Raw genomic sequence first — 22,844 nt, forward strand, 5'->3', positions numbered from 1 at the left:
TGCGTCAGTCCTGCGCGACGATCTGGTCCGGCCAGCGGTTCAGCCACCAGAACGCGTTGAAGCCCGCGTACGCGTACTCCCGCTTGACGCCGAGGTAGACCTTCGGGAACGCGACCGGCACGTAGGGCAGGTCCTCCCCCGCTCTGCGCAGCACGTCGAGCGCGAGCTGCGCGCGTCTGGCGTCGTCGACCCTGAGCCTGCTCGCGCGCGCGAGCAGCTCGTCGACCGCCGCGCTCTCGTAGTTGGCGACGTTCGTGAACCCCGTCGGCGGGATGTTGCGGCTGTTGAGCGTGAGGTCGGGGATGTTGAGCAGGTCCGGCCCGCCCGCCCCGAAGTTGTCGATGCTCAGGCCGTCGGTCGTGTGTCTGAGGTAGACGGCGTTGATGTAGGTGTTCTCGTCGACCTCGCGCACGTCGATCTTGATCCCGATCTCGGCCGCGCCCTGCGCGGCCGTCTGCGTGATCGCCGAGAGGTTCGGGTCGCTCGCCATCACGAGCACCTCGGTCTTGATCCCGTCCGGGTATCGCGACTGCGCGAGCTCCTGCCGGGCCTTGTCGAGGTCGTACGCCGGCATCAGCTGCGCGAGCTCGGCGTACGCCTCGTCGACCTCCGACCTCGGCAGCGCGCCGTCGAAGGTCGTCGGCGGCTCGAGCGTCGTGGCAGGGTCGGCGCCGTTGAGGACGCCGCGTGCGATCGCCTCGCGGTCGACGGCGTGCGCGAAGGCGCGGCGCAGGTGGACGTCGTCCCACGGCGCTCTGTCAACCACCATGTTGAACTTGTAGACGGCGGCGTCCGGCACGTTCTGGAGCGCGAAGTCGGGCAGGCTGGTGAACGACTTCAGCTGTGAGACCGGCAACGCGAACGCCGCGTCGACCTCGCCCGACTGGACGCCGAGCAGCAAGGTGTCCTGGTTGAGGACCTGTGCGTCGATGCGGCCGATCGGCGGCGCTCTGCCCCAGTATCCGTCGTTCCGCTCCAGGCGCACGCGCGACAGCGGCGTGAACGCCGTGAAGCGGTACGGACCGGTGCCGAGGTTGAGCACGCTCGGGCTGCCCAGCTTGTCGCCTCTGCGTCTGGCGAACGCGGCGCTGAAGATGCCGGTGCGCGCGACCGTGTAGATGAACGCCGGGTCGGGCGCGGCCAGCTCGACGACGATCTCGTCGCCGCGGGCGCTGACGCGTTCGACGCTCGTCCAGTACGACGCCGACGCCGACTCGGTGCTTCTGCCGACGTGGACGTCGAACGACGCGACGACGTCGGCGGGCGTCAGCGGGCTGCCGTCCCAGAAGCGCACGCCCCTGCGGAGCTTGAAGACGTAGCGCGTCAGGCTCGGCTGCTCCCACGACTCGGCGAGGTTGGGCGCGAGCGATCCGTCCGGCTGGTAGAGCACGAGCGGCTCCATGCCGAGCAGCGTGATCCCGAGGATCGGCCCGACGGCGCGCGTGGTGTGGAGCAGGTCGCCGAGCTGCGGGACGCTGATCGACAGCGCGTCGATCTGCTTGCCCGATCCGCCGGCGACCGCGGTGGCCGGCCCGGCGTCGGACGCCTGGCCGCTGGAGCCTCCACCGCATGCGGCGAGCAGGCCGCTGAGCGTGAAGGCGCCGCCGACGGCGAGCGCTTGCCGGCGGTTGACGCGCGGCTCGTTGAAGATCGTCACGTTCTCTCTCCCGTTGCTTCTGTCGCTGGCCTGGCTCAGGCGGCGACGTGGTCCTCGAGCCAGTTGCAGATGTCGTGGTGCGCCACCGAGAGCGCGTCGAGCTGGCAGTGCGTGCAGCCCGGCTCGCCCGGCGGGTAGGTGATCAGCCGCTTGTCGTCGTGGCCGATCTCGTCGTAGGTCCGCTGCGCCGCGGCGAGCGGGACGAGCACGTCGCTCTCGCCGTGGAGAATCAGCGTCGGGCAGGCGATCCGCTCGGCTACGCCGTCGAGGTCGAAGCGGCCGGCTTCCTCCCGCCACTGCTCCGGGTCGTCGGTGCCGAACAGCGCCTCCACCTGGCGCAGACGGTGCTCCAGCGGGCCGCCCGGCTGGAGCTTGGCGACGTCGATCCCCTCGCTGGCGCCCCAGATCACGCACGCGCTGAGGCGCGGCTCGTAAGCGGCGGCGCGCGTGGCGTAGTAGCCGCCGAGGCTGGAGCCGATGAGCGCGACCCGCTCGCCGTCGACGTCGTCGCGCGCCCGCAGCCAGTCGATCGCCGCGCCGACCGGCACCTCGTAGTCGTGGCGCGCGTAGATCCCACGCTGGCGCGCCGCGCCCTGGCCGGGGCCGTCGAACAGCAGCGCGGCGAAGCCGCGGTCGCTCAGCGCCCGTCCGATCTTCAGGTACATCTCCTCCGAGAAGGCGTCGATCCCGCCGACGACGATGACCGCCGGCCGCGGCCCGTCGCCGCGCGCCGCGGCGACGAGGTACCCCGGGAGGCTGGTCCCCTCGTAGGGGACCTCAACCGGTTCGACCGGCGTCGGCGCGAGCTCGGCGGCCGCGCGGAAGCAGCGACGGCTGTCGGCGACTCCCGGGGCGTCGCGGAGGCCGTCGATCGCGTGCAGCTGGCCTGAGATCCGGTAGTACACGCAGGCGCGCAGCCACGCCTCGCGGGCGCTCACGTCATGCCCGGCGGCGCGCGCTAGACGCGCCCGCTCGTCGACTCGCCGGGCGAGCCCGGCGAAGCCCTGCTGCCACGCGTCGCGGTCGCCGACGGGGAGCGCCCGCGCGACGGCGTGGACCTCGCTGAAGTCGGTCCCGCCGACGTACGCGTAGCCGATCAGCCGGAGCATCTGCGTCGACCACTCGAGGTTGTCGGGCCAATACGCATACGCGCCGAGGGCGACGGCGTCGCCGGGAGCCGACGAGGAAGACGTTCGATGCATGGTTCTCTCTCTCAATGTCCACATTATGGACGAGCTGCCTGCAATACAGACACACTAGGAAGCTCGGCCGGGAGTTGTCAAGCCCGCCGACCGCGCTCCCCGATCGGCTCGAAGCGCAACGCGCCGACGCCGGCGAAGCGCCGCTCGCGACAGAAGCGCGCGAGCGCGTCGAGGCCCTCGACGACAGCGCCGAAGACGACGACGGTGTTGGGCCCGGACGGCAGCCGGCATTCGGCGTCGCCGTACGCGACGCACAGCTCGCCGAACTTGTGGTCCCACGTCAGGTCCCCCGGCCGCACGAGCCGAACCGCGTTCTCGGGCTCGGTGGCCCCGAAGCGGTACGTCTCGCAGCCCATCAGCATCTCGCCGCTCCAGGCGACGTGGACGAACGGAACCTCCATCGGGAGCGCGGCGGCGAACCCGCTCGCCGTCCGCGGCACGCCCTCGTCGAACAGCCGCGCGACGGCCTCGCCGCCCGGCCAGCGGACGCGCACGTGTGTCGAGCCGCGGCGGAAGTCGCTCCATTCCCGTTGAAACCACCAGCCGTCGGCCGACGTCATCCGCTCACCCCGTCGGCGACCCGGTTGCGAACGCGGTGGAAGGAGATCGACCAGTCGCGCAGGCGCTCGCCCCAGATGCCGTCCCACGGCTCGACGCCCGCCTCCAGACGGCGTTGGCGCGCCGCCGCGAAGTGATCCGGCGAGTCGACCTCGTAGACCGCCCAGAAGGTGTGGCCGCGCGCGCCGAGGTCGCCCTCGTGCGGCGTCAGCCGCATGCGCCAGGCGCGGTGGAAGCCCGGGTTGGCGAGCAGCTCCGGCAGGTGGCGCTCGTCGTACCAGGCGTCGAAGCGGCGACGCTCGGCGGCCGTCTCCAGCTCGAAGTCGGCCGCCACGACCGCCCAGTGTGCCCCCGCACGCTCGTCCTTGGTCTGCTCGGTGGTCTTGGCGCGGTAGGTGCGCGTCCAGTCGACCAGCCACTCGTCGACGTAGCGCTGCCACGGACCCCACGGGGGTCCCGCGTCGAGCGCGCGGTGGAAGTCGTCGATGGCGTCGACCTCGTAGACGGCGGTGTACGCCTGGCCCTGCTCGCCGCGGGCGTGCGGGTGGTCGACGCGCTCCAGCAGCCACGCACGACGGAAGCCGTCCATCGCGACGTACTCAGGCTGGTGCTCGTCAGCCCACCAGCGCAGGAACTCCCGCGCGTCCCCGGCGGCGCCGGCCGCGACGTTCGCGCGCACGATCGAGAAGACGCTCATGCCGGTCGCCGCGTCTGGATGTGCGACACCGGGTATCCGCCGTCGACGTTGAGGACCTGGCCGTAGACGAAGGCGCCCGCGTCGGAGACGAGGTAGGCGATCGCCTCCGCGATCTCCTCGGGCCGCCCCAGCCGCGCCGCGAGCGTCGCGCCCTCGATCCGCTCGACGCGTCCCTCCTCCCTGCGCAGGTGCTCGTTCATCGCCGTGGCGGTGAATCCCGGGGCGACGCCGTTGACCCGGATGCCGCGCGGCGCCAGCTCGACCGCGAGCGTCCGCGTCAGCCCGTCGACGGCGCTCTTGGTCGTCCCGTACGCGGCCTGATGCGCCATCGGCACATGCCCGGAGACCGACGAGACGAAGACCATCGCGGCGCGCTTCGCCATCACCGGGACGAGCGCCTGCGCGAGCAGGAACGGAGCGCGCACGTTGACCGCCCACGTGCGGTCCAGCTCGGCGGCGGAGATCTGCTCGAACGGCTTGGGGGCGAACACGCCGGCGCATTGGACGAGCCCGTCCAGCGGGCCGGCCTCGGCGGCGACCCGCTCGGCGAGCGCGGCCACCTCTCCGTCGTCGGTCAGCTCGGCGCGCAGCGCGCGATGCCCGGAGCCGGCTCGCAGACCGCCGAGGACCTCGTCCAAGCGCTGCGCGTCGCGGGCGACGAGCAGCACGCGGGCGCCGGCGGCGGCCAGCCGTCGCGCGGTGGCGGCGCCGATGCCGGAGCTGGCGCCGGTGACGAGCACCGTGCGGCCCGTGAGGTCGTGGAGCGTGCGGTGGTCGCTCATGCGATCGCCACCGGTCGCACCATCGAGCCCGTCGCGCCGCGCACGCGCAGCGACAGGCAGAGGAACAGGAACTCGCTCACGCCGGCCGCCGCCAGCTGCTCGAGGTAGAGCAGCTCGACGATGTGGATGCCGCGCTTGACGAGCAGCTCCACGTGCACCGGCAGGAAGGCGTCCTCGCCGCCCGGCGGCGGCACGCACTCGAAGTTCTCCGTGTCGGAGCCGACCACGACCGCGCCGGCGTCGGCGAGCAGCTCGGCGGCGCCGAGGTCGACGCCGGCGCCGTAGTGCGCCTGCTGGCGGTCGCCGCCCTCCCCCCACACCGACATGTAGCCGGTGCGCACGAGGACGGCGTCGCCGGCGCGCAGCTCGACGCGCTGTCGCGCCAGCGCGGCGCGCACGTCGTCGGCCGTCACCGGCTCGCCGGCGGGCAGCGCTTCGACGCCGCGCAGCGCGGGGACGTCGACCAGGACGCCGCGGCAGACGAACGGCGGAATCGAGGAGGCCTCCGCGCGCAGCGGCCCGAAGTCGCCGAGGTGCTCGCGCTCGACCCCGGCGCCGAACCAGCGGTCGCCGCTGGTGATGTGGCAGAGCGCGTCGATGTGCGTGCCCGTGTGCGTCGAGGCGACCATCAGCTCCGTCATCACGCCAGCCGCCTTCCCGTCGACCGCGCCGTCGCCGCACGTGTGCGACGGCGGGCGATCGCCGTCGACCGCGGCGCCGCGCGGCGTGCGATAGGTGGTCATCACGAACGGCGGATGGACGGGCAGGACGGGCATGCCTGCCCAGCGGCCCGCGTCGAGGTCGAAGATCTCGCCGCGCGTCGGCGTCGCGAGGCCCGCGAGCAGCTGCTCGGGGCGCTGACCGCTGCCGCGCCCGAGCTCTTCGGGGACGTACGCGATCTTGGGAAGCTCTCGCTGGTGCAGCACCCTGGCGGCTGCGTCGGTGGCGTTCACGCGGCGACCTCCAGTGCGTTGACGGATGCGGAGCAGACCGTGTACTGTCCATATTGTGGACACTGTGTCTGCATTGCGATCAAGCTAGAGACGAAGGGGCGTCATGTCAAGAGATGGGCAGGCACAGAGCTCTGTGAAGGTGCTGTCGAAGGCCGTGGCGGTCTTGGACGTGCTCGCCCGCGAACGCGAACTGACCCCGGCGGAGCTGGCCGAGCGGCTGGACGAGCCGCGCAGCACCCTGTACCGGGTGATCGCCGCGCTCGAGGAGCACGACCTCGTGCAGCCCGGCGGGCGACGCGGCTCCTTCCAGCTCGGGCTCCGGCTGTTCACGCTGGGGAGCGCGGTCGCACGCCGCTTCGACGACGTCCGCGCCGCGGCGTTGCCCGCGATGGAGCGGTTGCACGAGCGCACCGGCCAGACCGTGTTCCTGACGGTCCGCCGGGGATTCGAGGCGCTCTGCGTCGAGCGGCTCGACGGCGACCTCGTCGGCGTGATGATCCTGCCTGTCGGGGGCACGGTGCCGCTGCACGGCGGCGCGAACGCGAGGGCCCTGCTCGCCTTCGAGCCGCCCGAGCTGTGGGAGGAGTACCTGGACGCCGGGCCGCTGGAGCGGTTCACGCCGAGCACGGAGACGACGCGAGCGGGGCTGACCGGCCAGCTGCGGAAGATCCGCGACGACGGATACAGCATCTCCGATCAGGACGTGATACCCGGCATCGCGTCGATCGGCGCGCCGGTATTCGACCACGAGCAGCGCGTCCGCGCGTCGATCTCGCTGAGCGGACCGCAGGTGATGGTCCTCGGCGACCACGCCGACGAGAACGTCGCGCTCGTCCGTGACGCCGCGGCCGCCATCTCCCGCCAACTCGGCCAGCAGGACGTCGGGCGATGACGAGGTCGCTTCCCCTGCCGGAGCTCGCGCGGGCGTCGATCGCCGGGGTCTCCGCACGCGTCGCCGCCGGCGACGTGACGCCGCTCGACCTCGCCCGGGCGTGCCTCGACGCGATCGAGCTGCAGGAGCCGACGGTCAACGCGTTCGCGACCGTCGACGCGGAGCGCGTGCTCGACGAGGCGCGGGCGCTGACCAAGGAGCTTGCGCGCGGAGGACGTCCGCGCTCGTCGCTGCACGGCGTCCCGGTCGCAGTCAAGGACCTGATCGACGTCGCCGGCTACCCGACGCGTGCCGGCTCGGCGGTGCTCGCCGACGCGCCCCCGGCAGAGGCCGACGCCACCGTGGTCGCGCGTCTGCGACGCGCCGGCGCGCTCGTGATCGGCACGGCGCGGACGCACGAGTTCGCGCTCGGCATCCTCACGCCCGCGACGCGCAACCCGCACGACCGCGCTCGCGCGGTCGGCGGCTCGAGCGGCGGCTCGGCGGCGGCGACCGCCGCCTACGAGTGCTTCGGCGCGCTCGGCACCGACACCGGCGGTTCGATCCGGATCCCCGCTGCGCTGTGCGGCGTCGCAGGTCTCAAGCCCCGCACCGGTCAGGTTCCCGACGACGGGATCGTCCCGCTGTCGCCGGTGCTCGACAGCTGCGGCCCGCTCGCCCGCTCCGCCGGCGACCTGGCGTTGCTGTGGGAGGTGCTGACCGCGACCGACAGCACCCCGTCACGGGACCGCGGTCGGCGCCTGCGGGTCGGCCTCGTCGACGGGGACCGACTGGGCGATGTGGCCGACGACGTGCTCGACGCGGTCGCCGACGCGGCGCGCGCGCTCGGCGAGCGCGCCGACGTCGAGCTGGTCGAGGCGACGCCGCCGCCGTTCGACGACTGGAGCCCGAGCCGTCTCGTCCCGCTGCTCGTGGACGCGCTCGACGTCCACCGCGCGAGCGGCTGGTATCCGTCGGCGCGCGAAGGGTACGGCGCCGACATGCTGGCGGGCCTGAGAGCGGCAGAGCCGGTCACGGCGCAGGAGGTGACACGCGCGCTCCGCGTCGTGCGGCGGCTCAGCGACGCGCTCGTCGCCTGCCTGGACGAATGCGACGCCCTGCTGCTGCCCACCACCCCGATCGTCGCGCCGCGTCTCGATGCGGTGCTGGACGCCGCGGGGGCGCAGAAGCCGGAGGTCGCCCGCGCCCTCACGCGCCTCTGCGCACCGGTCAACTGGTGCCCGCTGGCGGCGGTGAGCATCCCCTGCGGCCCTTCCGCGGACGGCCTGCCAGTCGGCCTCCAGCTGATCGCCCGTGACGAGCGCACCGCCCTCGAGGTCGCGATGCGCTGCGAGCGAAGGGCGTGACGCGACCGGACGCGACGTCTCCACCGACTGCAAGCTCACCCGCTCACTGACCGCACGACGCAGGCGGCTGCCTCGCGATCGCCCGCGGTCCCCTCCCCGGCCGGCTCCGCGTGGTCGGCGGTCCAGCGGTCGGCGGTCCGGCGGTAGGCGGTCCGCTCCCACACGTTCCGGGCCATGTCGTAGAGGCCATGGCCGTTCGGGGGGGAAGGTGCCGACCGGCGAGGTGCCGTCCCAGCCCTTCGCCTTCAGGTTCTGCCACGGGAACTCGCCCTGCCAGTGGTTGGCCATCAGCCGCCCGCTCGGCCGCTCCTCGCCCCCCACGTGAAACGGGCGCCTCCAGGCGATGGGGCTCGCCCAGGGCCGCGGCGGCGGATAGCCATCACCGCCGCCTCGTCGCAGACACCGCTTCCGCCGGCAGCGCGGGCCCGGCTGGACCAGCAACCTCGGCGGCGACGATGCCGCCGCCGGTTCGCACCGAGCCAGCGCTGGCCTCGGCGTGGCGGTCGAACCGCCGAACCCGCCGACGTCGCGTACCGCCTACACGCTGGAATACCACCTGACCACCACCTAGCGGCACCCCGTTTCGGGCACTCGCGCCCGCCGAGTGCCCGAAACCACGGAAATCCCCATGAATCCACGCCAATCCGTGGGCTAGATCGACCGGCCGGCGACATGGAAAGCCCTGCAAATCGCCACCTTCACCCAGCGGAGAGCTGCTTATCGCACCCAGGAGGTCGCCGGTTCGAGCCCGGCTAGCTCCACTCCAACGAAACCCCTGCTAGTGCGGGGATTCGTCGTTTCGGGGATCCGCGGGATCGGCGGCAATCTGCGGGCATTTCGGACACTAGTGCCTTTATTCCGGCCGATTGCCGTGGATTGGGTTGGATGACGGCCGATTCGGCTGGCTTGCGGCGCCGGGCAGAGCTGTCGTGGCCGCCCCTGCCAACAAGGTGGCCTCGGCGGTGCGCGAACACCCCGGGGCCTGGCACACCGAAGGTCTTAGGCCTCCGGTGCGGGCCGATGTCCCGCATGCCGACGAGCGTGCGCGCTTCCCTGCGCGCTGTTGCCGAAAGAGGCCGTCTCGGTGCCGTCGATCGCTTAGGAGGCGACGACGATGCAGTGCTCTGCCTTGAACCCGCGACGCGCTGCCCGCCGAGGAGATATCTCACCGTGCTTTGGCAAGACCCCGGACACGGATCCCGGACTAGTCGACGCCTGCGCCCCGCAGGCGACTAGCAGACGAGGCCGTCACCGAACCGCTGCTTCGCGTTCCCACGCACCTTCGGCGGCCAGCTTGAGCGATCGAGCCTCAGTGCGAGCTTGGGCCTCTTCACAAAACACCGCACTCTTGCCCACCAGCTCCTTCGAGTTGGTGCGGTCGAAGAGGACATCGCCCTTGTCCAGCGGTCGGCACGGCGTCGTCTCTCGCCCAGAGTCGTGTACTTCAAGTCGGTCAAGTCCCAGTCGCCGTCGTGAAGGTTGACCATCCGCAGGATCGGGGCGCCGTTGTCCGTGTCGACTGATCGGGTGGAATCGCCGTACTGGACGCGCGAAGCGATCGTGCCGAGGGCCACAAGGTCGTAGCGTTCGGACGAAGACGATGCTCGCCTTGACGCCCGCGCCGTAGTGGGCGAATGCACTGGCAGGAAGCGACACGACGGCGAGCAACTGGAAGTGTTCGAGGATGAACTCGCGCACGTAATCGTACTTGGGTTGTTCAGTATCCCGTCCGGGAGAACCACGGCCGCACGGCCACCCCGGGGCGAGGAACTCCCAAAGGCGCTCGATGAAGAGGATCTCAGTCTTCTGTCTCGCGCGCACTCTTCGCCGACCCTTAGTGTCAGGGCTAGTGGACGAGGCTCGCGACCGTGGAACAGCCGTCGGTGACGATCCTGGTCGAGCTTCAGCCCAGGACAGATCAGTGCGTGGCCGCACCGTCGACCCCTCCGGCGCAACGCGCGAATTCAACGGCTGGATGGGCCTGATCGCCGCGCTCGACACGCTCCTCAGAGAGGACGAGCCGCAGGGATGACGCACTCGGGCCTCGCCGCAGCGCGGCGTCGCACGCAGAGCGCGACCACCGCCGTGGGCGGGCAGGCCGCGCGGCGGGTCGGCGGCGCCGCCGCCGCCGCTGCGGTCGGCTGCGGAAGAAGACAGGACGGCGTTCAGCTCGGCGACGGCGAGCACGGCGGTGACCGCCGCCGCCAGCAGCAGGCGGTACCTCTTGAACACGGTGGGCTCGGCTCAGCGCGCCGACGCGACAAGACGGGATCGCCCGCAGCCGCCTCGGGAATGATCCGGAGGCTGAGTGGGCGGCCGGCGTGGTGCCGCGCCGGCCGCCCCGCCGCCGCTCAGGCCGCCGCCGCGGCGTGCCGCTCGTAGTGGGCGACGAACCGGAGGTAGCGGTCGGCGATCTGCTCGGCCGCCTGCGCCCGCTCCAGCTCGCCGGCGAGATGGGCGCGCAGCGGGTCGCGCCAGATCGAGCGGCCGATCGCGAAGCCGACGAAGCCGGCGACCTCGGCAGCGACCTGCAGCCAGCGCTCGACGCGCTCGCGCCCCGCGCCGGCGCCGAGGATCGTGCAGACGACCCCCTCGCGGCCCTCGCCGCTGCGCGCCTGGGCGACGACCGCCTCGGCGTCGGCGCGCTCGTCGAGCCCCTCGAGCTTCCACACGTCGACCTCGATGCCGGCCGCCTGGACCGCCGCGATCGTGCGGCGGATCAGCTCCGGCCGCTGCTCCAGCTCGAAGCGGAGGCGGTCGCCGCCCGCGGCGGCGAGCTGCGCCTCGGTCGGGTCGACGATCAGCTCGAACAGGAACCTGCGGCCGGTCGCGCGCAGCCACTGCGACAGCTCGCGCAGGCGAGCGGCCTGGACCGCGTTGCCCTCGGCGTCGCCGTCGGGGTTCCAGCGCACGAGCACCTTCGCGAAGTCGGGCTCGAACGCCTCGACGTGCGCTCTCCACTCCGCGCCGTAGGTGAAGTCGAAGACGGCCCGGTCGGGCTCCTCGACCGGCATCGTCAGGACGACGCCGTCGGCGCGCGCGGCACGGGCGACGGCCGCGCCGTACAGCTCGTCGACGAGCACGCCGAGCTCCCCGGCCGGAACTGCGCCGCGCGCCGCGGCGGCGCGCACGCCGTCGAAGATGACCTCCTTGGCGGCGGCGATCGTCGCCTCCTGCTCGGGGGTCGGCTCGCCGTCGGCGTCGAGCACCGAGCGGGCGAAGACGGCGCGGTGGTCGAACGCGAGGAAGAACAGCCGGCCGTCGTGGCCGAGCGGGTTCGCCGCCATCGTCACTGCTCGACGAAGTAGGCGCCAGTGCCCTGGCCGCTGCCGAAGTAGCGGCTGGTGACGGTCTTCTTGCGCGTGTAGAACTCGACCGCGTCGGGGCCGTGCGCGTGCAGGTCGCCGAAGAACGAGTCCTTCCAGCCCGAGAAGGGGAAGAAGGCGACCGGCGCGGCGACGCTGATGTTGACGCCGATCATCCCGGCCTGCACGTCGTGGCGGTAGCGGCGGACGGCTGGCGCCGACTCGGTGAAGATCGAGGTGCCGTTGCCGAAGCGGCTGCGGTTGACGATCCCGATCGCCTCCTCCAGCGACTGCGCCCGCACGATCGCGAGCACCGGGCCGAAGACCTCCTCCTGCGCGATCGCCATCTCCGGCGTCACGTCGGTGAGGATCGTCGGGCCGACGAAGGCGCCGCCGGCCGGCAGCCCGTCGAGGCCGCCGCGGCCGTCGACGACGACCGTCGCGCCGTCGGCGACCGCTCTGTCGATCCAGTCCGCGATCCGGTCGCGCGCGGCGCACGAGACGACCGGGCCGACGTCGCTGGCCGCGTCGATGCCGTCGCCGACCGTGAGCGCGCGGGTCGCCGCCGCAAGCCGCTCCAGCAGGCGGTCGTGCGCCTCGCCGACGGTGACGACGACCGAGCCGGCCATGCAGCGCTGCCCGGCGGCGCCGAAGGCCGAGCCGATCAGGCCCGAGACGGTCTTGTCGATCACCGCGTCAGGCATCACGACCATGTGGTTCTTCGCGCCGCCGAGCGCCTGCACGCGCTTGCCGTTGCGGGCAGCGCGCTCGTAGACGAGCTTGGCGACCGGCGCCGAGCCGACGAACGAGATCGCGTCGACGCCGTCGTGGTCGAGCAGCGCCTCGACGACCTCGCGGCCGCCGTTGACGAGGTTGACGACGCCCGGCGGCAGCTCCAGCTCGTGCAGGATCTCGAAGACGATCTGCTGCGTCAGCGGTACCTGCTCGGAGGGCTTCAGCACGAACGTGTTGCCGCAGCCGATCGCGAACGGCAGGAACCAGAACGGCACCATCATCGGGAAGTTGAACGGCGCGATCGCCGCGCAGACGCCGACCGGCTGGCGGATCGTCTCGGCGTCGATCCCGCGCGAGATGTCCTCCAGGATGCGGCCCTGCATCGTCGTCGGAATCGCGGTCGCGGCCTCGACCATCTCGATCGCGCGGCCGACCTCGGCGCGCGCGTCGACAAGCGTCTTGCCCATCTCGGTCGTGACCGAGCGGGCGAGGTCCTCGCGCCGCGCGACGAGCTGCTCGCGCAGCGTGAAGAGACGGCGGGCGCGCTCGATCACGTTGACGTCGCGCCACGCCGGCAGCGCCGCGCGCGCCGCCGCGACGGCCGCGTCGACGTCGGCGCCGCCTGACAGCGGCACGTGCGCGAGCAGCGCGCCGGTCGCCGGGTTGGTGACCGCAAGCGTCTCGGCGCCCTGCGCGGGGGTCCACGCGCCGCCGACGTAGTTGTCGAGCGTGCGCGCGTCGGTCGTCGTGCTCATCGAGAGCCGTGCTCCTTCGGGATCGGGAGGTCGGTGGTGGCGCCGTCGGCCCGCGTCCAGGCGAGCGCGGGGTCGTCCTGGAAGGCCCAGGTGCGGACCGGTCCGGCCATCACGTTGAGGTAGTAGAGGGCGACGCCGGGAGGCGCGGCGACGGCGTGGTAGCCGCGAGGCACGAGCACGAGGTCGCGGTCGGAGACGGCGACCGTCTCGTCGAGCGAGCGGTCGTCGGTGTAGACGCGCTGGAGGCCGAAGCCGTCGGCCGGCGTGACGCGGTGGTAGTAGGTCTCCTCCAGGAGGCACTCCTCCGGCAGCGCGTCGCGGTCGTGCTTGTGCGGCGGGTAGCTCGACCAGTTGCCCGACGGCGTGATCACCTCGGTCACGAGCAGCGACTCGGCCGGGTCGGCGACCATCAGCACGTCGTGGACGATCCGCTCGTGGCGGTCGTAGCCGCGCTTGGTCGCCGGCACGTCGGCGGCGGCGATCCGGCGCGCGGGGACGCCGCCGTTGGGGGCCGGCGCGAAGCAGAGGCCGACCTCGGCGCCGTCGCCGGCGCCCTCGACGACGACGCTCCCGCCGGGCGGCAGGTAGACGGCGTCGGGCGTCCCGAAGAAGGGGTCGGGACGCCCGCCGACGTCGGTCCACTCGCCGTGGTCGGAGCGGACGTTCACGTGGCCCTGGATCACGACGACGCAGCACTCGCGGCCGTCGAGCGGGCGCTCGGCGACCTGGCCGGGCGCCAGCGCGACCGCCTCGAAGCCGACGTGGCTCCAACCGGCCGACTGCGGCGTGACCGTCAGGAAGGTGCCGTCCGCGGCAGGCGGCTGCGGGCGGACGAGGATCTCACTGCTCATCGAACGGGCTCTCCAGGTGGATGCGCTGACGGGTGCGGTCCTGCTCGTACTGCGCGCGCGCCGCGCGCACCTCGGGGCGGTCCGAGACGGCCGCGACGGGCACGTCCCACCAGCTGTCGTACCCGCCGACGTTGCCGTAGCGGGCGACCTCGACGTGGATCGCGACCGGGCCGTCGGCGTCGGCCGCGGCGGCGAGCGCGGCGCGCAGCTCGCCGTCGGTAGCCACATGCGTGACGGGGACGCCGAGCGAGGCGACGTTCGCGGCGAGGTCGACTGGCAGCGCCCGCGCGCCGGCGGCCGCGGGCGCGAGGCCGTCGCCGGAGGGCGCGTCGAGGACCGGCGCCTCGCCGTCGGCGGGGACGCGGTGGTGGGTGCCGAAGCCGGCGATCCCGACCGAGCGCGACAGCGCGCCGATCGAGGCGTAGCCGTGGTTCTGGACCAGCACGAGCACGATCGGGACGCGCTCGGCGACGGCCGTCACCAGCTCGCCGGAGAGCATGAGGTACGAGCCGTCGCCGACGAGCACGAAGACCCTCCGGTCGGGCGCGGCGAGCTTGACGCCGATGCCGCCGGGGATCTCGTAGCCCATCGTCGAGTAGCCGTACTCGACGTGGTAGCCCTTCGCGTCGGGGTCGCGCGCGACCCACAGCTTGTGCAGGTCGCCGGGCATCGAGCCGGCCGCCTGCACGACGACCCCGCGCTCGCCGGCGGCGTCGTTGACCGCGCCGATCACGGCCGCCTGGTTGAGCGGCCCCTCCGCGCGCGGCGCGACGAGGCGGGCGACCTCGTCGCTCCAGGCGGCCCGCTCGCGCTCGCCGCGTGCCGTCCACGCGGCGTCGGCGCGGTGGCCGCTCGCCGCGAGCGCCGCGGTCAGCGCCTCCAACGTGACACGCGCGTCGCCGACGAGCTGCAGCCCGGCGTGCTTGGCGGCGTCGAAGGCGCAGACGTTGACGTTGACGAAGCGCACGCCCGGGTCCTGGAAGGCGCTCTTGGAAGAGGTCGTGAAGTCGCTCCAGCGGGTCCCGACGCCGATCACGAGGTCGGCGTCGGCGGCGAGCCGGTTGGCGGCGGCGGTGCCGGTCGCGCCGATCGCGCCGAGCGCGCCCGGATGGTCGCTCGGCAGCGCGCCACGGCCGGCCTGCGTCTCGCCGACCGGGATCCCGGTCTGCTCGACGAAGGCGCGCAGCGCGCTCGTCGCGCGCGAGTAGACGACGCCGCCGCCGGCGACCAGCAGCGGCCGCTTCGCCGCGCGGAGCAGCTCGACCGCGCGGGCCAGCCCCTCGGGCGCCGGCGGCTGGCGCTGGATCAGCCAGGTGCGCGGCTCCAGGAAGGCGGCCGGCACCTCGACGGCCTCGGACTGTACGTCCTCGGGCAGCGCGAGCGTGACCGCGCCGGTCTCGGCCGGGTCGGTCAGGATCCGCATCGCCTCCATCGCCGCCGGGACGAGCTGCTCGGGCCGCACGATCCGGTCGAAGTAGCGCGAGACCGGGCGCAGCGCGTCGTTGACCGAGACGGTGCCGTCGTCGATCCGCTCGAGCTGCTGGAGCACCGGGTGCGGGACGCGCGTGGCGAACGTGTCGCCGGGCAGCAGCAGTACGGGGAGTCGGTTGATCGTCGCCAGCGCGGCGCCGGTGACGAGGTTGGTCGCGCCGGGGCCGACCGAGGTCGTCACCGCCCACGTGCCGAGGCGGTCGCGCTGGCGCGCGTAGCCGGCGGCGACGTGAACCATCGCCTGCTCGTTGAAGGCGGGGACGTACGGCAGCTCGTCGGCGCTCGCCAGCAGCGCCTCGCCCATCCCGGCGACGTTGCCGTGGCCGAAGATGCCGAGGCAGCCGGCGAAGAACCGCTCGCGCACGCCGTCGCGCTCGACGTGCTGGACGGCGAGGAAGCGGACGAGCGCCTGGGCGACGGTCAGGCGGACGGTCGGGGCGCTCATCGGGCGCCCTCGACGGCCGCGGCGGCTTCGGCCGCGCGGGCTGGACCGGCCGAGCCGGCCGCGCCCACTGAGCCGGCCTCGAGCGCGTCGCCCGCGAAGGCCGTCAGCTCGGCGAGGTCGGGCATCGCGTCGGCGCACGCCAATCTGCCCGCGACGTAGGCGCCAGCGGCGCTCGCCAGCCGCACGCATCTGTCGATCTCCCAGCCGGCGAGCAGCGCATGGCAGAGCGCGCCGCCGAAGGCGTCCCCGGCGCCGAGGCCGCAGACGACCTCGGTGGACGTCGGCGGGATCTCCCAGCGCCGCCGGGGCGTGGCGACGAGCGTGCCCTCTGGGCCGCGCTTGACGATCGCGACCTCGAGGCCGAGCTCGAGCAGCGCGTCGGCGGCCGCCTCGGGCTCGCCGGTGCCGACCGCGACCGCGACCTCCTCACGGTTGCCGACGGCGATCGTCGCGTACCGCAACGCTTCGCGCGCCCAGCGGGTCGCCTCGGCCGGGTCGGCCCAGAACATCGGCCGGTGGTCGAGGTCGTGGATCGTCGTCGCCTCCGGGTTCGCCGCCCGCCGCTCGCGCAGCGCCGTCAGCGTCGTCGCGCGGCTCGGCTCCTGCGACAGGCCGGTGCCGGTCGTCCACAGGATCCGCGCGGTACGGATCGCCTCCAGGTCGAGGTCGGCCTCGGTCAGCTGCAGGTCGGGCGCGCTCGGCTCGCGGTAGAACAGCAGCGGGAAGTGGTCCGGCGGGTGCAGCTCGCAGAAGGTGATCGGCGTGCGCAGCCGCGCGTCGGTGCCGACGAAGCGGTCGTCGACGCCGAAGCGGCCGAGCGCGCGGCGGATGTAGGGGCCGAACGGGTCGTCGCCGACCTTCGTGACGATCGCGCTGCGGTCGCCGAGCCGCGCCGCCGCGACCGCGACGTTGGCGGGGCTGCCGCCGAGCGACTTCGCGAACGTCTCGACGTCCGCGAGGCCGACGCCCGACTGCTCGGGGTAGAGGTCGACGCCGATCCGGCCGATCGTGATCAGGTCGAAGGGAGCGCTGCTCATCGGGTGCCTCCGGCGGTCGCGGTCTGGGGTGAGAGCTCGTGGCGCTCGAGCTCGTGGCGCAGCCGCTGGACGATCGTGCGCGCGTCCGGCAGCGCGACGCCGAGCGCCGCGGCGGTCTCCGTCGCGTCGAGGCTCGTGTCGTACGGGATCGGCGCGTCGGGAAGCGCGTCCCAGTCGGGTGCGCCGAAGTCGAGCAGCTCGCGGTCGAGCGCGAACGTCTCGACTGCCAGCTCGGCCAGGCCGCGACGGTCGATCGCCTCGCCGCCGCAGCAGTGGAGAATGCCCTCGTGGCGGCCGTCGGCGACGCGCCACAGCAGCTCGGCGGCGTCGCTGGCGAGCGTCGGCGTCGCGATCGAGTTGAGCCGCTCGTCCTCCCACACGCGGAAGCGCCTCCCGGCGCGCAGTGCGTCGGCGATCGAGGCGACGAGGTAGCCGAAGCCGGCGTCCTGCATGCGGGGCGTCTGCGGCCGCGCCCAGTGGACGCCGTTGACGCCCGAGATGCGGGCGACGGCGCCGCAGCGGGCGCGCTCGGTGACGACCAGCTCGCTCGCCGCTTTCAGGAAGCCGTAGGCGTTGACCGGGTTGGGCGGGGTCTGCTCGCGGGCGCCGGACTGCGTGCCGTCGAAGACCCAGTCGGTCGAGACGAGCGTCACGTGCGCGTCGTGCGCGTTGGCGGCGTCGACGAGGTTGCGCGTCGCGCCGACGTACGCCGCCCACGCCCGCGGGCGGTCGGCATAGAGGCCGTGGAAGTCGTTCCAGATCGCCGTGTGGACGATCGCGTCGGGCCTCACGCGGGCGACGCTGGCGGCGACCGCGGCGGGATCGGCGAGGTCGACGACCGCGTGGTCGTACGGCGCCCCGGCGGGCGGCGGCGTGCGGTTGACCGGGCAGAAGAGCTCGACGCCATGGCGCTCGGTCAGCACGCGCACGACGTTGGAGCCGACGAAGCCCGTCGCGCCGGTCAGGTAGACGCGCACGCCGCCTCCTCGATCTCCGCGACGGGGACCGGCCGCCGCTCGCGCAGCGAGCGCCAGGCCGCGAGCCCGATCGCCAGGGGTGCGCGCGCGTCGCGCGTGCCGACCGCCGGCGCCGTGCCGTCGCGCACCGCCTCGACGAACGCCGTCCACTGCGCGAGGTAGCTGGCCGTGTAGCGCTCGACGAAGAAGAACGGCAGCGTTGGGGCGCACGTGCCCCCCGCGGTGCGGACGATCCCGGAGTGGATGCGCGGGTCCTCGGAGGCCGCCATCCCCTGCGAGCCATGCACCTCGACGCGCTGATCGAAGCCGTAGACCGCCCGGCGGCTGTTGTCGATCGCGGTCAGGCAGCCGTTCTCATGCTCGAGCGTGACGACCGCGGTGTCGACGTCGCCGGCCTCCGCGAACTCGGGCTGGATCCGCAGCGCGCCGTGCGCGCTCACAGTGACGACCTCGCTGCCCGTCACGAAGCGGGCCATGTCGAAGTCGTGAATCGTCATGTCGAGGAAGATCCCGCCGGAGACGCGCACGTAGGAGAGCGGCGGCGGCTCGGGATCGCGGCTGGAGATCCGCACGATCTGCGGGTCGCCGACGGTCCCGTCCGCCACCGCGCGCGCGACCGACGCGTGCGCGGGGTCGAAGCGGCGGTTGAAGCCGACCTGGAACGGCACTCCGGCCGCCTCGACCTCGGCCAGCGCGCGGTCGACGGCCGCCAGCTCCAGCGAGATCGGCTTCTCGCAGAAGATCGCCTTGCCGGCGCGGGCCGCGGCGACGATCAGGTCGACGTGCGTGTCGGTGCTGGAGCAGATCGCGACCGCGTCGACGTCGTCGGCGGCGAGCAGCGCCGCGGCGTCGCCGGCGACGGAGACACCGAGACGCTCGCCGGCCCTGCGCGCCGTCTCCTCGTGCGGATCGTGGACCCAGGTGACGCGCGCGCCGGGGATCTGGCGGTGCAGCAGCTCGGCGTGCATGCGGCCGATGCGGCCGACGCCGAGCACGCCGACGCGCAGCTCCTCGCCGCCCGCGGCGCCTGCGCGCATGCCGTCGGCGGGACTCATCGCGCCGCCTCCGCGTGCGCCGGGGCGAGCTCCCCGAGGAAGCGGAGGCTGGTGGCGACGTCCGCCACCGGACCGGTGCCGGGAGCCGGCGGCGTGCCGGTGATCGCAGTGTCCTGCTCGAGCACCGCCCAGCCGTCGTAGCCCTGCCGCGCGAGCTCCCCGACGACCGCGCCGATGCCGGCGTCGCCCTGCCCGAGCGGGCGGAACAGCCCTGCCTGCACGGCGCCCATCAGCGTCAGCTCGCCCGCGGTCAGCCGCGTCGCTACGGCGCCGTCGACGTCCTTCAGGTGGACGTGGGCGACGCGGTCGCCGTGGCTGCGGGCGAAGGCGAGCGGGTCGTAGCCGCCGATCAGGAGGTGGCCGGGATCGAGGCACCAGCCGGCGGAGCAGCGGTCCAGCAGCCGCTCGACGTCCTCGGCCCGCTCGACGAGCGTTCCCGCGTGCGGGTGGATCACGGTCCGCATCCCGAGCGCCTCGGTCGCCTCTGCGACGGCATCGACGTGCGCGCCCAGGCGCGTCCAGCCGGCATCGTCGAGCGGCTTCGGCGCCGACCAGCCGAGGTCCTCGACGATCGCCAGCACGAACGTGTCCGCGCCCGCGGCGGCCATGCAGCCGGCGACGCGGCGCGCCTGGGCGAGCGCGTCATCGGCTGAGCGCCCGTGCAGCACGAGCGGCACGAAACCGCCGACGAGGCCGAGTCCGTGCGGCTCCAGCGCCGCGCGGATCGCGCCCGCGTCGAGCGGCAGCCAGTCGTCGAGCGGTCCCAGCTCGGTCGCGACGAGGCCGAGGCCCGCCATCTCGGCGAAGACGCGGTCCGGCGGCAGCATCGCGCCCCAGCCGGGGACCTCGCACACGCCCCAGGAGATGGGCGCGCCCGCGATTCTCCGCAAGGGGGTCTCACCAGTCACCGCTCGTGCCTCCAGCTCGTCGACATGGGTTCGGTTCGTCATCTGGGCTTGCATCGTTGGAGCGCTCCAAACCGAGTGCTGCCGAGCGCGGCGCAGACGGCGGCCCTCGAGGAGCCGCCGGCCGCGCTCCTCAGGCGGCGCCTCCGGGGGTGATCAGGACCTTCGCCGAGGCGTCGGGGTCGAGCGCGAGCGCCATCGCCTCCGGCGCGTCGCGCACGTCGAAGCGGTGCGAGACCATCTCCGCGAAGGGGATCGCGCCGCGATGGCGGTCCAACAGCGCGATCGTGCCCTCGTAGCAGAGCAGGTCCTCCCCGCCGACCCCGAGCACCGCGAGGCTGCGTCCGCAGATCGAGGCGGGGTTGAACGACTCCTCGCCCATGTCGACGAACGCACCGACCTCGACGATCGTGCCGGCATCGCGCACCATCGCGGTCGCCTGCGCGAACGTCCCGGGGAAGCCGGTGGCGTTGACGACCAGGTCGGCACCGTCGCCGCCGCACAGCTCGCGGACCTCTGCGGCCGCCTCGTCGCCCGCCGGCACCGCGGTCGCGTCGGCCAGCCGGGCCGCGAGCGCGAGCCGGCTCGCGGAGGTGTCGACGACGATCACCTTGCCGGCGCCCATCATCGACGCCTTGATCGCATGCGCGAGGCCGAGCGCGCCGACCCCGATCACGACGACGGCGTCGCCGGGCTTGAAGCCGTTGGGGCTCTGCAGCTTCGCGGCCCGCTCGATGCTGTGGGTGACGGCGAAGATCTCCGTCAGGACGGCCACGTCGTCGGGCAGCGAGTCGGGCACGCGGAAGACCGTCGTGCCCGGCTTCAGGTAGAGGTACTCCGACCAGCCGCCGAACAGGTGCGGCGCCTCGCCGCAGGTCAGCGAGTTGCCGTAGTTCTCCAGTCTGCTGCAGAGGAAGTACGGGAAGTCGCGCAGGCAGTTGCGACAGCGCCCGCAGGCGCGGTTGGGCGCCGGGACGACGCGGTCGCCGACCTGCAGCGGCGTGCCGTCGAAGGCGATCGCGCCGCCGCCGTCTCCGATCGCTTCGACCACGCCGACGTTCTCGTGCCCCTGGATGATCGGGAAGGGCGTCGAGCGCTCGTACTCGGTGCCGACGTACTGCTCGGTCTCACCGCGGTAGGTGTGCTTGTCGGTGCCGCAGATGCCCGAGGCGAGCATCCGCAGCAGCACCGCGCCCTGCTCCAACGCAGCCGGATACGGGTACGACCGCACCTCGAGTTGACGGGGCGCCACGAGCGTGGCCGCTTGGACTGACGACATCGACGTTTCCTCCGACCTCGGGTTTAGAGCGCTCTAGTCGAACCAGCACGTTAGAGCGCTCCAAATGCTCCCTCACTATTCCACCCGCCCGCCGCCGGCGTCAAGTCAGCCGGCCGCCGGGTCAGACCTCCGCGCCGGCGCGGCCGTCACCGCGGCGGCGCACAGCGGCCGGCGGCGAGCAGGCGGCGCAGCGCAGCGCCGTCCTCCGCGTAGGCGATGCCGGCGCGCCCCACCGAGCGGGCGAAGAGGACGCCGGCGACCGCGCCGTCCGCCGTCACGACCGGGGCGCCGAAGTCGCCGACCCGAGCGTTCACGCCCAGCTCCAGCAGCGTCCGCCTGGACGCGCCGCCGAGGCCGGTGGCGACATGCGCGGTGATGCGCCGGCGCAGCTCGCCACGCACCGCCGCCGGCCCACCCGCCGCCCCGGGCCCGCCCGCCGCAGCCGTCCCTCGCACCACGGGCAGGAGCACCGGCGCGCCCTGCTCGGCGGGCGCGACGCGCAGCGGCGCCCCGCTCGTGCCGGGCGCCGCCAGCAGCGCGAGGTCGGCATCGCGGTCGCGGCAGAGGGCGGTCGCCGTCGTCCATCCACCGCCCGGCGAACGCACCGCCAGGCCGGTCCCGTCGAGCACGTGCGCGACCGTGACGACGCGATCGTCGCCGGCGACGAAGCCCGTCGCCGCGCCCGCCGCGCCGGTCCGCACGACCACCACCGCCGGCGCCTCCTCGACTCGCGGCGCAGCCGCATGCTCAGACGATCGCGGGAGCGACGAGGCCGGCGACGGCGAGCCGCAGGCGGAGATCGCAGCGCAGGCGATCGCGACCAGGACGGCGGCCGGCGGCAGCGCGGGAACCGGCCGCGCCGGCCTCACCGCGCGGGGCCGGTGGTGCGGCGGACGACGAGCGACGGCTCGATCCGCCGCTGCACGTTCTCGGTACGCCCCTCCATCCGCTCCAGCAGCAGCTCCAGCGCGAGCGTCCCCATGTCGTGGCGGGGCTGGTCGATCGTCGTGAGCGAGATGTACTCCAGCCCGGCGAGGAAGGTGTTGTCGAAGCCGATCAACGAGACGTCGCCGGGCACCTTCACGCCAGCCCTCGTGAAGCCGTCGAGCACCCCGGTCGCCTGCAGGTCGTTGGCGGCGAAGACCGCCGTCGGCAGCTCTCGCTCCTCCAGCAGCCTGCGCGCCGCGTCGACACCGGACTGCTCGGTGAACTCGCCGGCCAGCACGCGCGTGAAGACGCCGACGCCGAGCTGGTCCATCGCCCGCGAGTATCCCGACCGCCGCCCCGACGCGCTCGCGCCGCGACCCCCGTCGACGTGCACGATCCGCTCATGCCCGAGCGCGACGAGATGCTCGACCGCGAGTCTCGCGCCGAGCGCCTCGTCGGTCGCGACCGAATCGAGCGGCTCGCCGCGGACCCGGCGGCTGGTGACGACGACCGGCACCTCGCCGGTCATCTCGGCGATCTCGCGCGACTTCATCCGCGGCGAGACGACGATGATGCCGTCGGTCCGATACTCCAGCAGCGCCTCCAGCAGCGCGCGCTCGCGGCGCGGGCTGCGCCCGCTGGTGCTGAGCAGGACGCGGTAGCCCTTGCGCGAGGCGAGCGCCTCGACGCCTCCGACGATGTCGGCGAAGAACGGGTTGGCGAGGTCGTTGATCAGCACGCCGATCGTGCGCGTGCGGCGTGATGCGAGGCTGCGGGCCATCGCGTTGGGCCGGTACCCGATCGCCGCGGCGGTGCTGAGCACGCGCTCCCGTCGCTTCTCGCTGACATTCGGCGATCCGCGCATGACGAGCGACACGAGCGCCCGCGAGACGCCCGCCTCACGGGCCACGTCGTCCATCGTCGGTTGGCGGGTTCGCTTGACAGTCATAGGTGCTCGGGACAATACTCGCGGATTAGAGCGCTCCAACGGAAGG

At 73.4% G+C, this 22,844-nt stretch carries 21 protein-coding genes; 2 read left to right on the forward strand and 19 right to left on the reverse strand.

Annotated features, from left to right (window positions below):
- Positions 1-4: 4 nt before the first annotated feature.
- From BDZ31_RS00100 to BDZ31_RS00125, 6 genes are all read right to left on the reverse strand, one after another.
- Positions 5-1,657 (reverse strand): ABC transporter substrate-binding protein, encoded by a 1,653-nt coding sequence (locus BDZ31_RS00100; protein ID WP_183337786.1) that lies wholly within the window; start codon positions 1,655-1,657, stop codon positions 5-7.
- Positions 1,658-1,692: 35 nt separating this feature from the next.
- On the reverse strand, positions 1,693-2,859 hold the full coding sequence (locus BDZ31_RS00105) for an alpha/beta hydrolase (protein WP_183337788.1): 1,167 nt from the start codon (positions 2,857-2,859) through the stop codon (positions 1,693-1,695).
- Positions 2,860-2,936: 77 nt separating this feature from the next.
- Positions 2,937-3,419 carry a DUF3830 family protein gene (locus BDZ31_RS00110; RefSeq protein ID WP_183337790.1) on the reverse strand — a complete coding sequence of 161 codons (483 nt, stop codon included), beginning with the start codon at positions 3,417-3,419 and terminating at the stop codon, positions 2,937-2,939.
- Complete coding sequence (locus BDZ31_RS00115; RefSeq protein ID WP_183337792.1) at positions 3,416-4,114, reverse strand: DUF4286 family protein; 699 nt, start codon at positions 4,112-4,114, stop codon at positions 3,416-3,418. The genes BDZ31_RS00110 and BDZ31_RS00115 overlap by 4 nt, the downstream gene beginning before the upstream one ends.
- Positions 4,111-4,896, reverse strand: coding sequence for an SDR family NAD(P)-dependent oxidoreductase (locus tag BDZ31_RS00120; protein WP_183337794.1), 786 nt, complete (start codon positions 4,894-4,896; stop codon positions 4,111-4,113). Before BDZ31_RS00120 ends, BDZ31_RS00115 begins: the two co-directional genes overlap by 4 nt.
- Positions 4,893-5,849: a cyclase family protein gene (locus tag BDZ31_RS00125; protein ID WP_183337796.1), complete on the reverse strand. Its 957-nt coding sequence runs from the start codon at positions 5,847-5,849 to the stop codon at positions 4,893-4,895. The genes BDZ31_RS00120 and BDZ31_RS00125 overlap by 4 nt, the downstream gene beginning before the upstream one ends.
- A 103-nt stretch (positions 5,850-5,952) precedes the next feature.
- Between BDZ31_RS00125 and BDZ31_RS00130 the strand changes: the two genes are divergently transcribed.
- Both BDZ31_RS00130 and BDZ31_RS00135 read left to right on the forward strand, forming a co-directional pair.
- Entirely contained in the window at positions 5,953-6,741 is a 789-nt protein-coding gene (locus tag BDZ31_RS00130; protein ID WP_183337798.1) for an IclR family transcriptional regulator, read from the forward strand.
- Positions 6,738-8,087, forward strand: a complete 1,350-nt coding sequence (locus BDZ31_RS00135) for an amidase (RefSeq protein ID WP_183337800.1) — start codon at positions 6,738-6,740, stop codon at positions 8,085-8,087. The genes BDZ31_RS00130 and BDZ31_RS00135 overlap by 4 nt, the downstream gene beginning before the upstream one ends.
- A 35-nt stretch (positions 8,088-8,122) precedes the next feature.
- On the opposite strand, the gene BDZ31_RS00140 is transcribed toward BDZ31_RS00135, so the two are convergent.
- From BDZ31_RS00140 to BDZ31_RS00205, 13 genes are all read right to left on the reverse strand, one after another.
- The gene (locus BDZ31_RS00140) at positions 8,123-8,263 is read right to left on the reverse strand and encodes a hypothetical protein (protein WP_183341092.1); all 141 of its coding nucleotides are present in this window, start codon (positions 8,261-8,263) and stop codon (positions 8,123-8,125) included.
- Positions 8,264-9,335: 1,072 nt separating this feature from the next.
- Positions 9,336-9,785, reverse strand: a complete 450-nt coding sequence (locus BDZ31_RS00150; RefSeq protein ID WP_183337802.1) for a hypothetical protein — start codon at positions 9,783-9,785, stop codon at positions 9,336-9,338.
- 653 nt (positions 9,786-10,438) lie between these two features.
- Complete coding sequence (locus tag BDZ31_RS00155; RefSeq protein ID WP_183340882.1) at positions 10,439-11,374, reverse strand: 2-deoxy-5-keto-D-gluconate 6-phosphate aldolase domain-containing protein; 936 nt, start codon at positions 11,372-11,374, stop codon at positions 10,439-10,441.
- A 2-nt stretch (positions 11,375-11,376) separates the two neighbouring features.
- Complete coding sequence (locus tag BDZ31_RS00160) at positions 11,377-12,882, reverse strand: CoA-acylating methylmalonate-semialdehyde dehydrogenase (RefSeq protein ID WP_183337804.1); 1,506 nt, start codon at positions 12,880-12,882, stop codon at positions 11,377-11,379.
- The gene (iolB, locus tag BDZ31_RS00165; RefSeq protein ID WP_183337806.1) at positions 12,879-13,733 is read right to left on the reverse strand and encodes a 5-deoxy-glucuronate isomerase; all 855 of its coding nucleotides are present in this window, start codon (positions 13,731-13,733) and stop codon (positions 12,879-12,881) included. The genes BDZ31_RS00160 and iolB overlap by 4 nt, the downstream gene beginning before the upstream one ends.
- Positions 13,723-15,669 carry a 3D-(3,5/4)-trihydroxycyclohexane-1,2-dione acylhydrolase (decyclizing) gene (gene iolD, locus BDZ31_RS00170; RefSeq protein ID WP_183337808.1) on the reverse strand — a complete coding sequence of 649 codons (1,947 nt, stop codon included), beginning with the start codon at positions 15,667-15,669 and terminating at the stop codon, positions 13,723-13,725. The genes iolB and iolD overlap by 11 nt, the downstream gene beginning before the upstream one ends.
- The gene (gene iolC / locus BDZ31_RS00175) at positions 15,666-16,706 is read right to left on the reverse strand and encodes a 5-dehydro-2-deoxygluconokinase (RefSeq protein ID WP_183337810.1); all 1,041 of its coding nucleotides are present in this window, start codon (positions 16,704-16,706) and stop codon (positions 15,666-15,668) included. The genes iolD and iolC overlap by 4 nt, the downstream gene beginning before the upstream one ends.
- Positions 16,703-17,683: a sugar nucleotide-binding protein gene (locus tag BDZ31_RS00180; protein WP_183337812.1), complete on the reverse strand. Its 981-nt coding sequence runs from the start codon at positions 17,681-17,683 to the stop codon at positions 16,703-16,705. The genes iolC and BDZ31_RS00180 overlap by 4 nt, the downstream gene beginning before the upstream one ends.
- Positions 17,668-18,738, reverse strand: coding sequence for an inositol 2-dehydrogenase (iolG, locus tag BDZ31_RS00185; RefSeq protein WP_221242759.1), 1,071 nt, complete (start codon positions 18,736-18,738; stop codon positions 17,668-17,670). Before iolG ends, BDZ31_RS00180 begins: the two co-directional genes overlap by 16 nt.
- Complete coding sequence (locus tag BDZ31_RS00190; protein ID WP_183337813.1) at positions 18,735-19,688, reverse strand: sugar phosphate isomerase/epimerase family protein; 954 nt, start codon at positions 19,686-19,688, stop codon at positions 18,735-18,737. Before BDZ31_RS00190 ends, iolG begins: the two co-directional genes overlap by 4 nt.
- An 88-nt stretch (positions 19,689-19,776) precedes the next feature.
- Positions 19,777-20,922, reverse strand: a complete 1,146-nt coding sequence (locus BDZ31_RS00195; protein WP_183337815.1) for a zinc-dependent alcohol dehydrogenase — start codon at positions 20,920-20,922, stop codon at positions 19,777-19,779.
- Between the two features lie 146 nt (positions 20,923-21,068).
- Entirely contained in the window at positions 21,069-21,632 is a 564-nt protein-coding gene (locus tag BDZ31_RS00200) for a trypsin-like peptidase domain-containing protein (RefSeq protein ID WP_183337817.1), read from the reverse strand.
- A gap of 155 nt (positions 21,633-21,787) precedes the next feature.
- Positions 21,788-22,768, reverse strand: coding sequence for a LacI family DNA-binding transcriptional regulator (locus BDZ31_RS00205; RefSeq protein WP_183337819.1), 981 nt, complete (start codon positions 22,766-22,768; stop codon positions 21,788-21,790).
- Positions 22,769-22,844: the final 76 nt, after the last annotated feature.

The sequence above is a fragment of the Conexibacter arvalis genome (assembly GCF_014199525.1).
Classification (GTDB): Bacteria; Actinomycetota; Thermoleophilia; order Solirubrobacterales; family Solirubrobacteraceae; genus Conexibacter; species Conexibacter arvalis.

Excerpts from the sequence above, each read along its gene's own strand:
- BDZ31_RS00105 (WP_183337788.1), bottom strand. The coding sequence starts at position 2,859 with ATGCATCGAACGTCTTCCTCGTCGGCTCCCGGCGACGCCGTCGCCCTC.
- BDZ31_RS00110 (WP_183337790.1), bottom strand. The coding sequence starts at position 3,419 with ATGACGTCGGCCGACGGCTGGTGGTTTCAACGGGAATGGAGCGACTTC.
- BDZ31_RS00115 (WP_183337792.1), bottom strand. The coding sequence starts at position 4,114 with ATGAGCGTCTTCTCGATCGTGCGCGCGAACGTCGCGGCCGGCGCCGCC.
- BDZ31_RS00120 (WP_183337794.1), bottom strand. The coding sequence starts at position 4,896 with ATGAGCGACCACCGCACGCTCCACGACCTCACGGGCCGCACGGTGCTC.
- BDZ31_RS00130 (WP_183337798.1), top strand. The coding sequence starts at position 5,953 with ATGTCAAGAGATGGGCAGGCACAGAGCTCTGTGAAGGTGCTGTCGAAG.
- BDZ31_RS00135 (WP_183337800.1), top strand. The coding sequence starts at position 6,738 with ATGACGAGGTCGCTTCCCCTGCCGGAGCTCGCGCGGGCGTCGATCGCC.
- BDZ31_RS00140 (WP_183341092.1), bottom strand. The coding sequence starts at position 8,263 with ATGGCCCGGAACGTGTGGGAGCGGACCGCCTACCGCCGGACCGCCGAC.
- BDZ31_RS00155 (WP_183340882.1), bottom strand. The coding sequence starts at position 11,374 with ATGGCGGCGAACCCGCTCGGCCACGACGGCCGGCTGTTCTTCCTCGCG.
- BDZ31_RS00160 (WP_183337804.1), bottom strand. The coding sequence starts at position 12,882 with ATGAGCACGACGACCGACGCGCGCACGCTCGACAACTACGTCGGCGGC.
- iolB (WP_183337806.1), bottom strand. The coding sequence starts at position 13,733 with ATGAGCAGTGAGATCCTCGTCCGCCCGCAGCCGCCTGCCGCGGACGGC.
- iolD (WP_183337808.1), bottom strand. The coding sequence starts at position 15,669 with ATGAGCGCCCCGACCGTCCGCCTGACCGTCGCCCAGGCGCTCGTCCGC.
- iolC (WP_183337810.1), bottom strand. The coding sequence starts at position 16,706 with ATGAGCAGCGCTCCCTTCGACCTGATCACGATCGGCCGGATCGGCGTC.
- iolG (WP_221242759.1), bottom strand. The coding sequence starts at position 18,738 with ATGAGTCCCGCCGACGGCATGCGCGCAGGCGCCGCGGGCGGCGAGGAG.
- BDZ31_RS00190 (WP_183337813.1), bottom strand. The coding sequence starts at position 19,688 with ATGACGAACCGAACCCATGTCGACGAGCTGGAGGCACGAGCGGTGACT.
- BDZ31_RS00195 (WP_183337815.1), bottom strand. The coding sequence starts at position 20,922 with ATGTCGTCAGTCCAAGCGGCCACGCTCGTGGCGCCCCGTCAACTCGAG.
- BDZ31_RS00205 (WP_183337819.1), bottom strand. The coding sequence starts at position 22,768 with ATGGACGACGTGGCCCGTGAGGCGGGCGTCTCGCGGGCGCTCGTGTCG.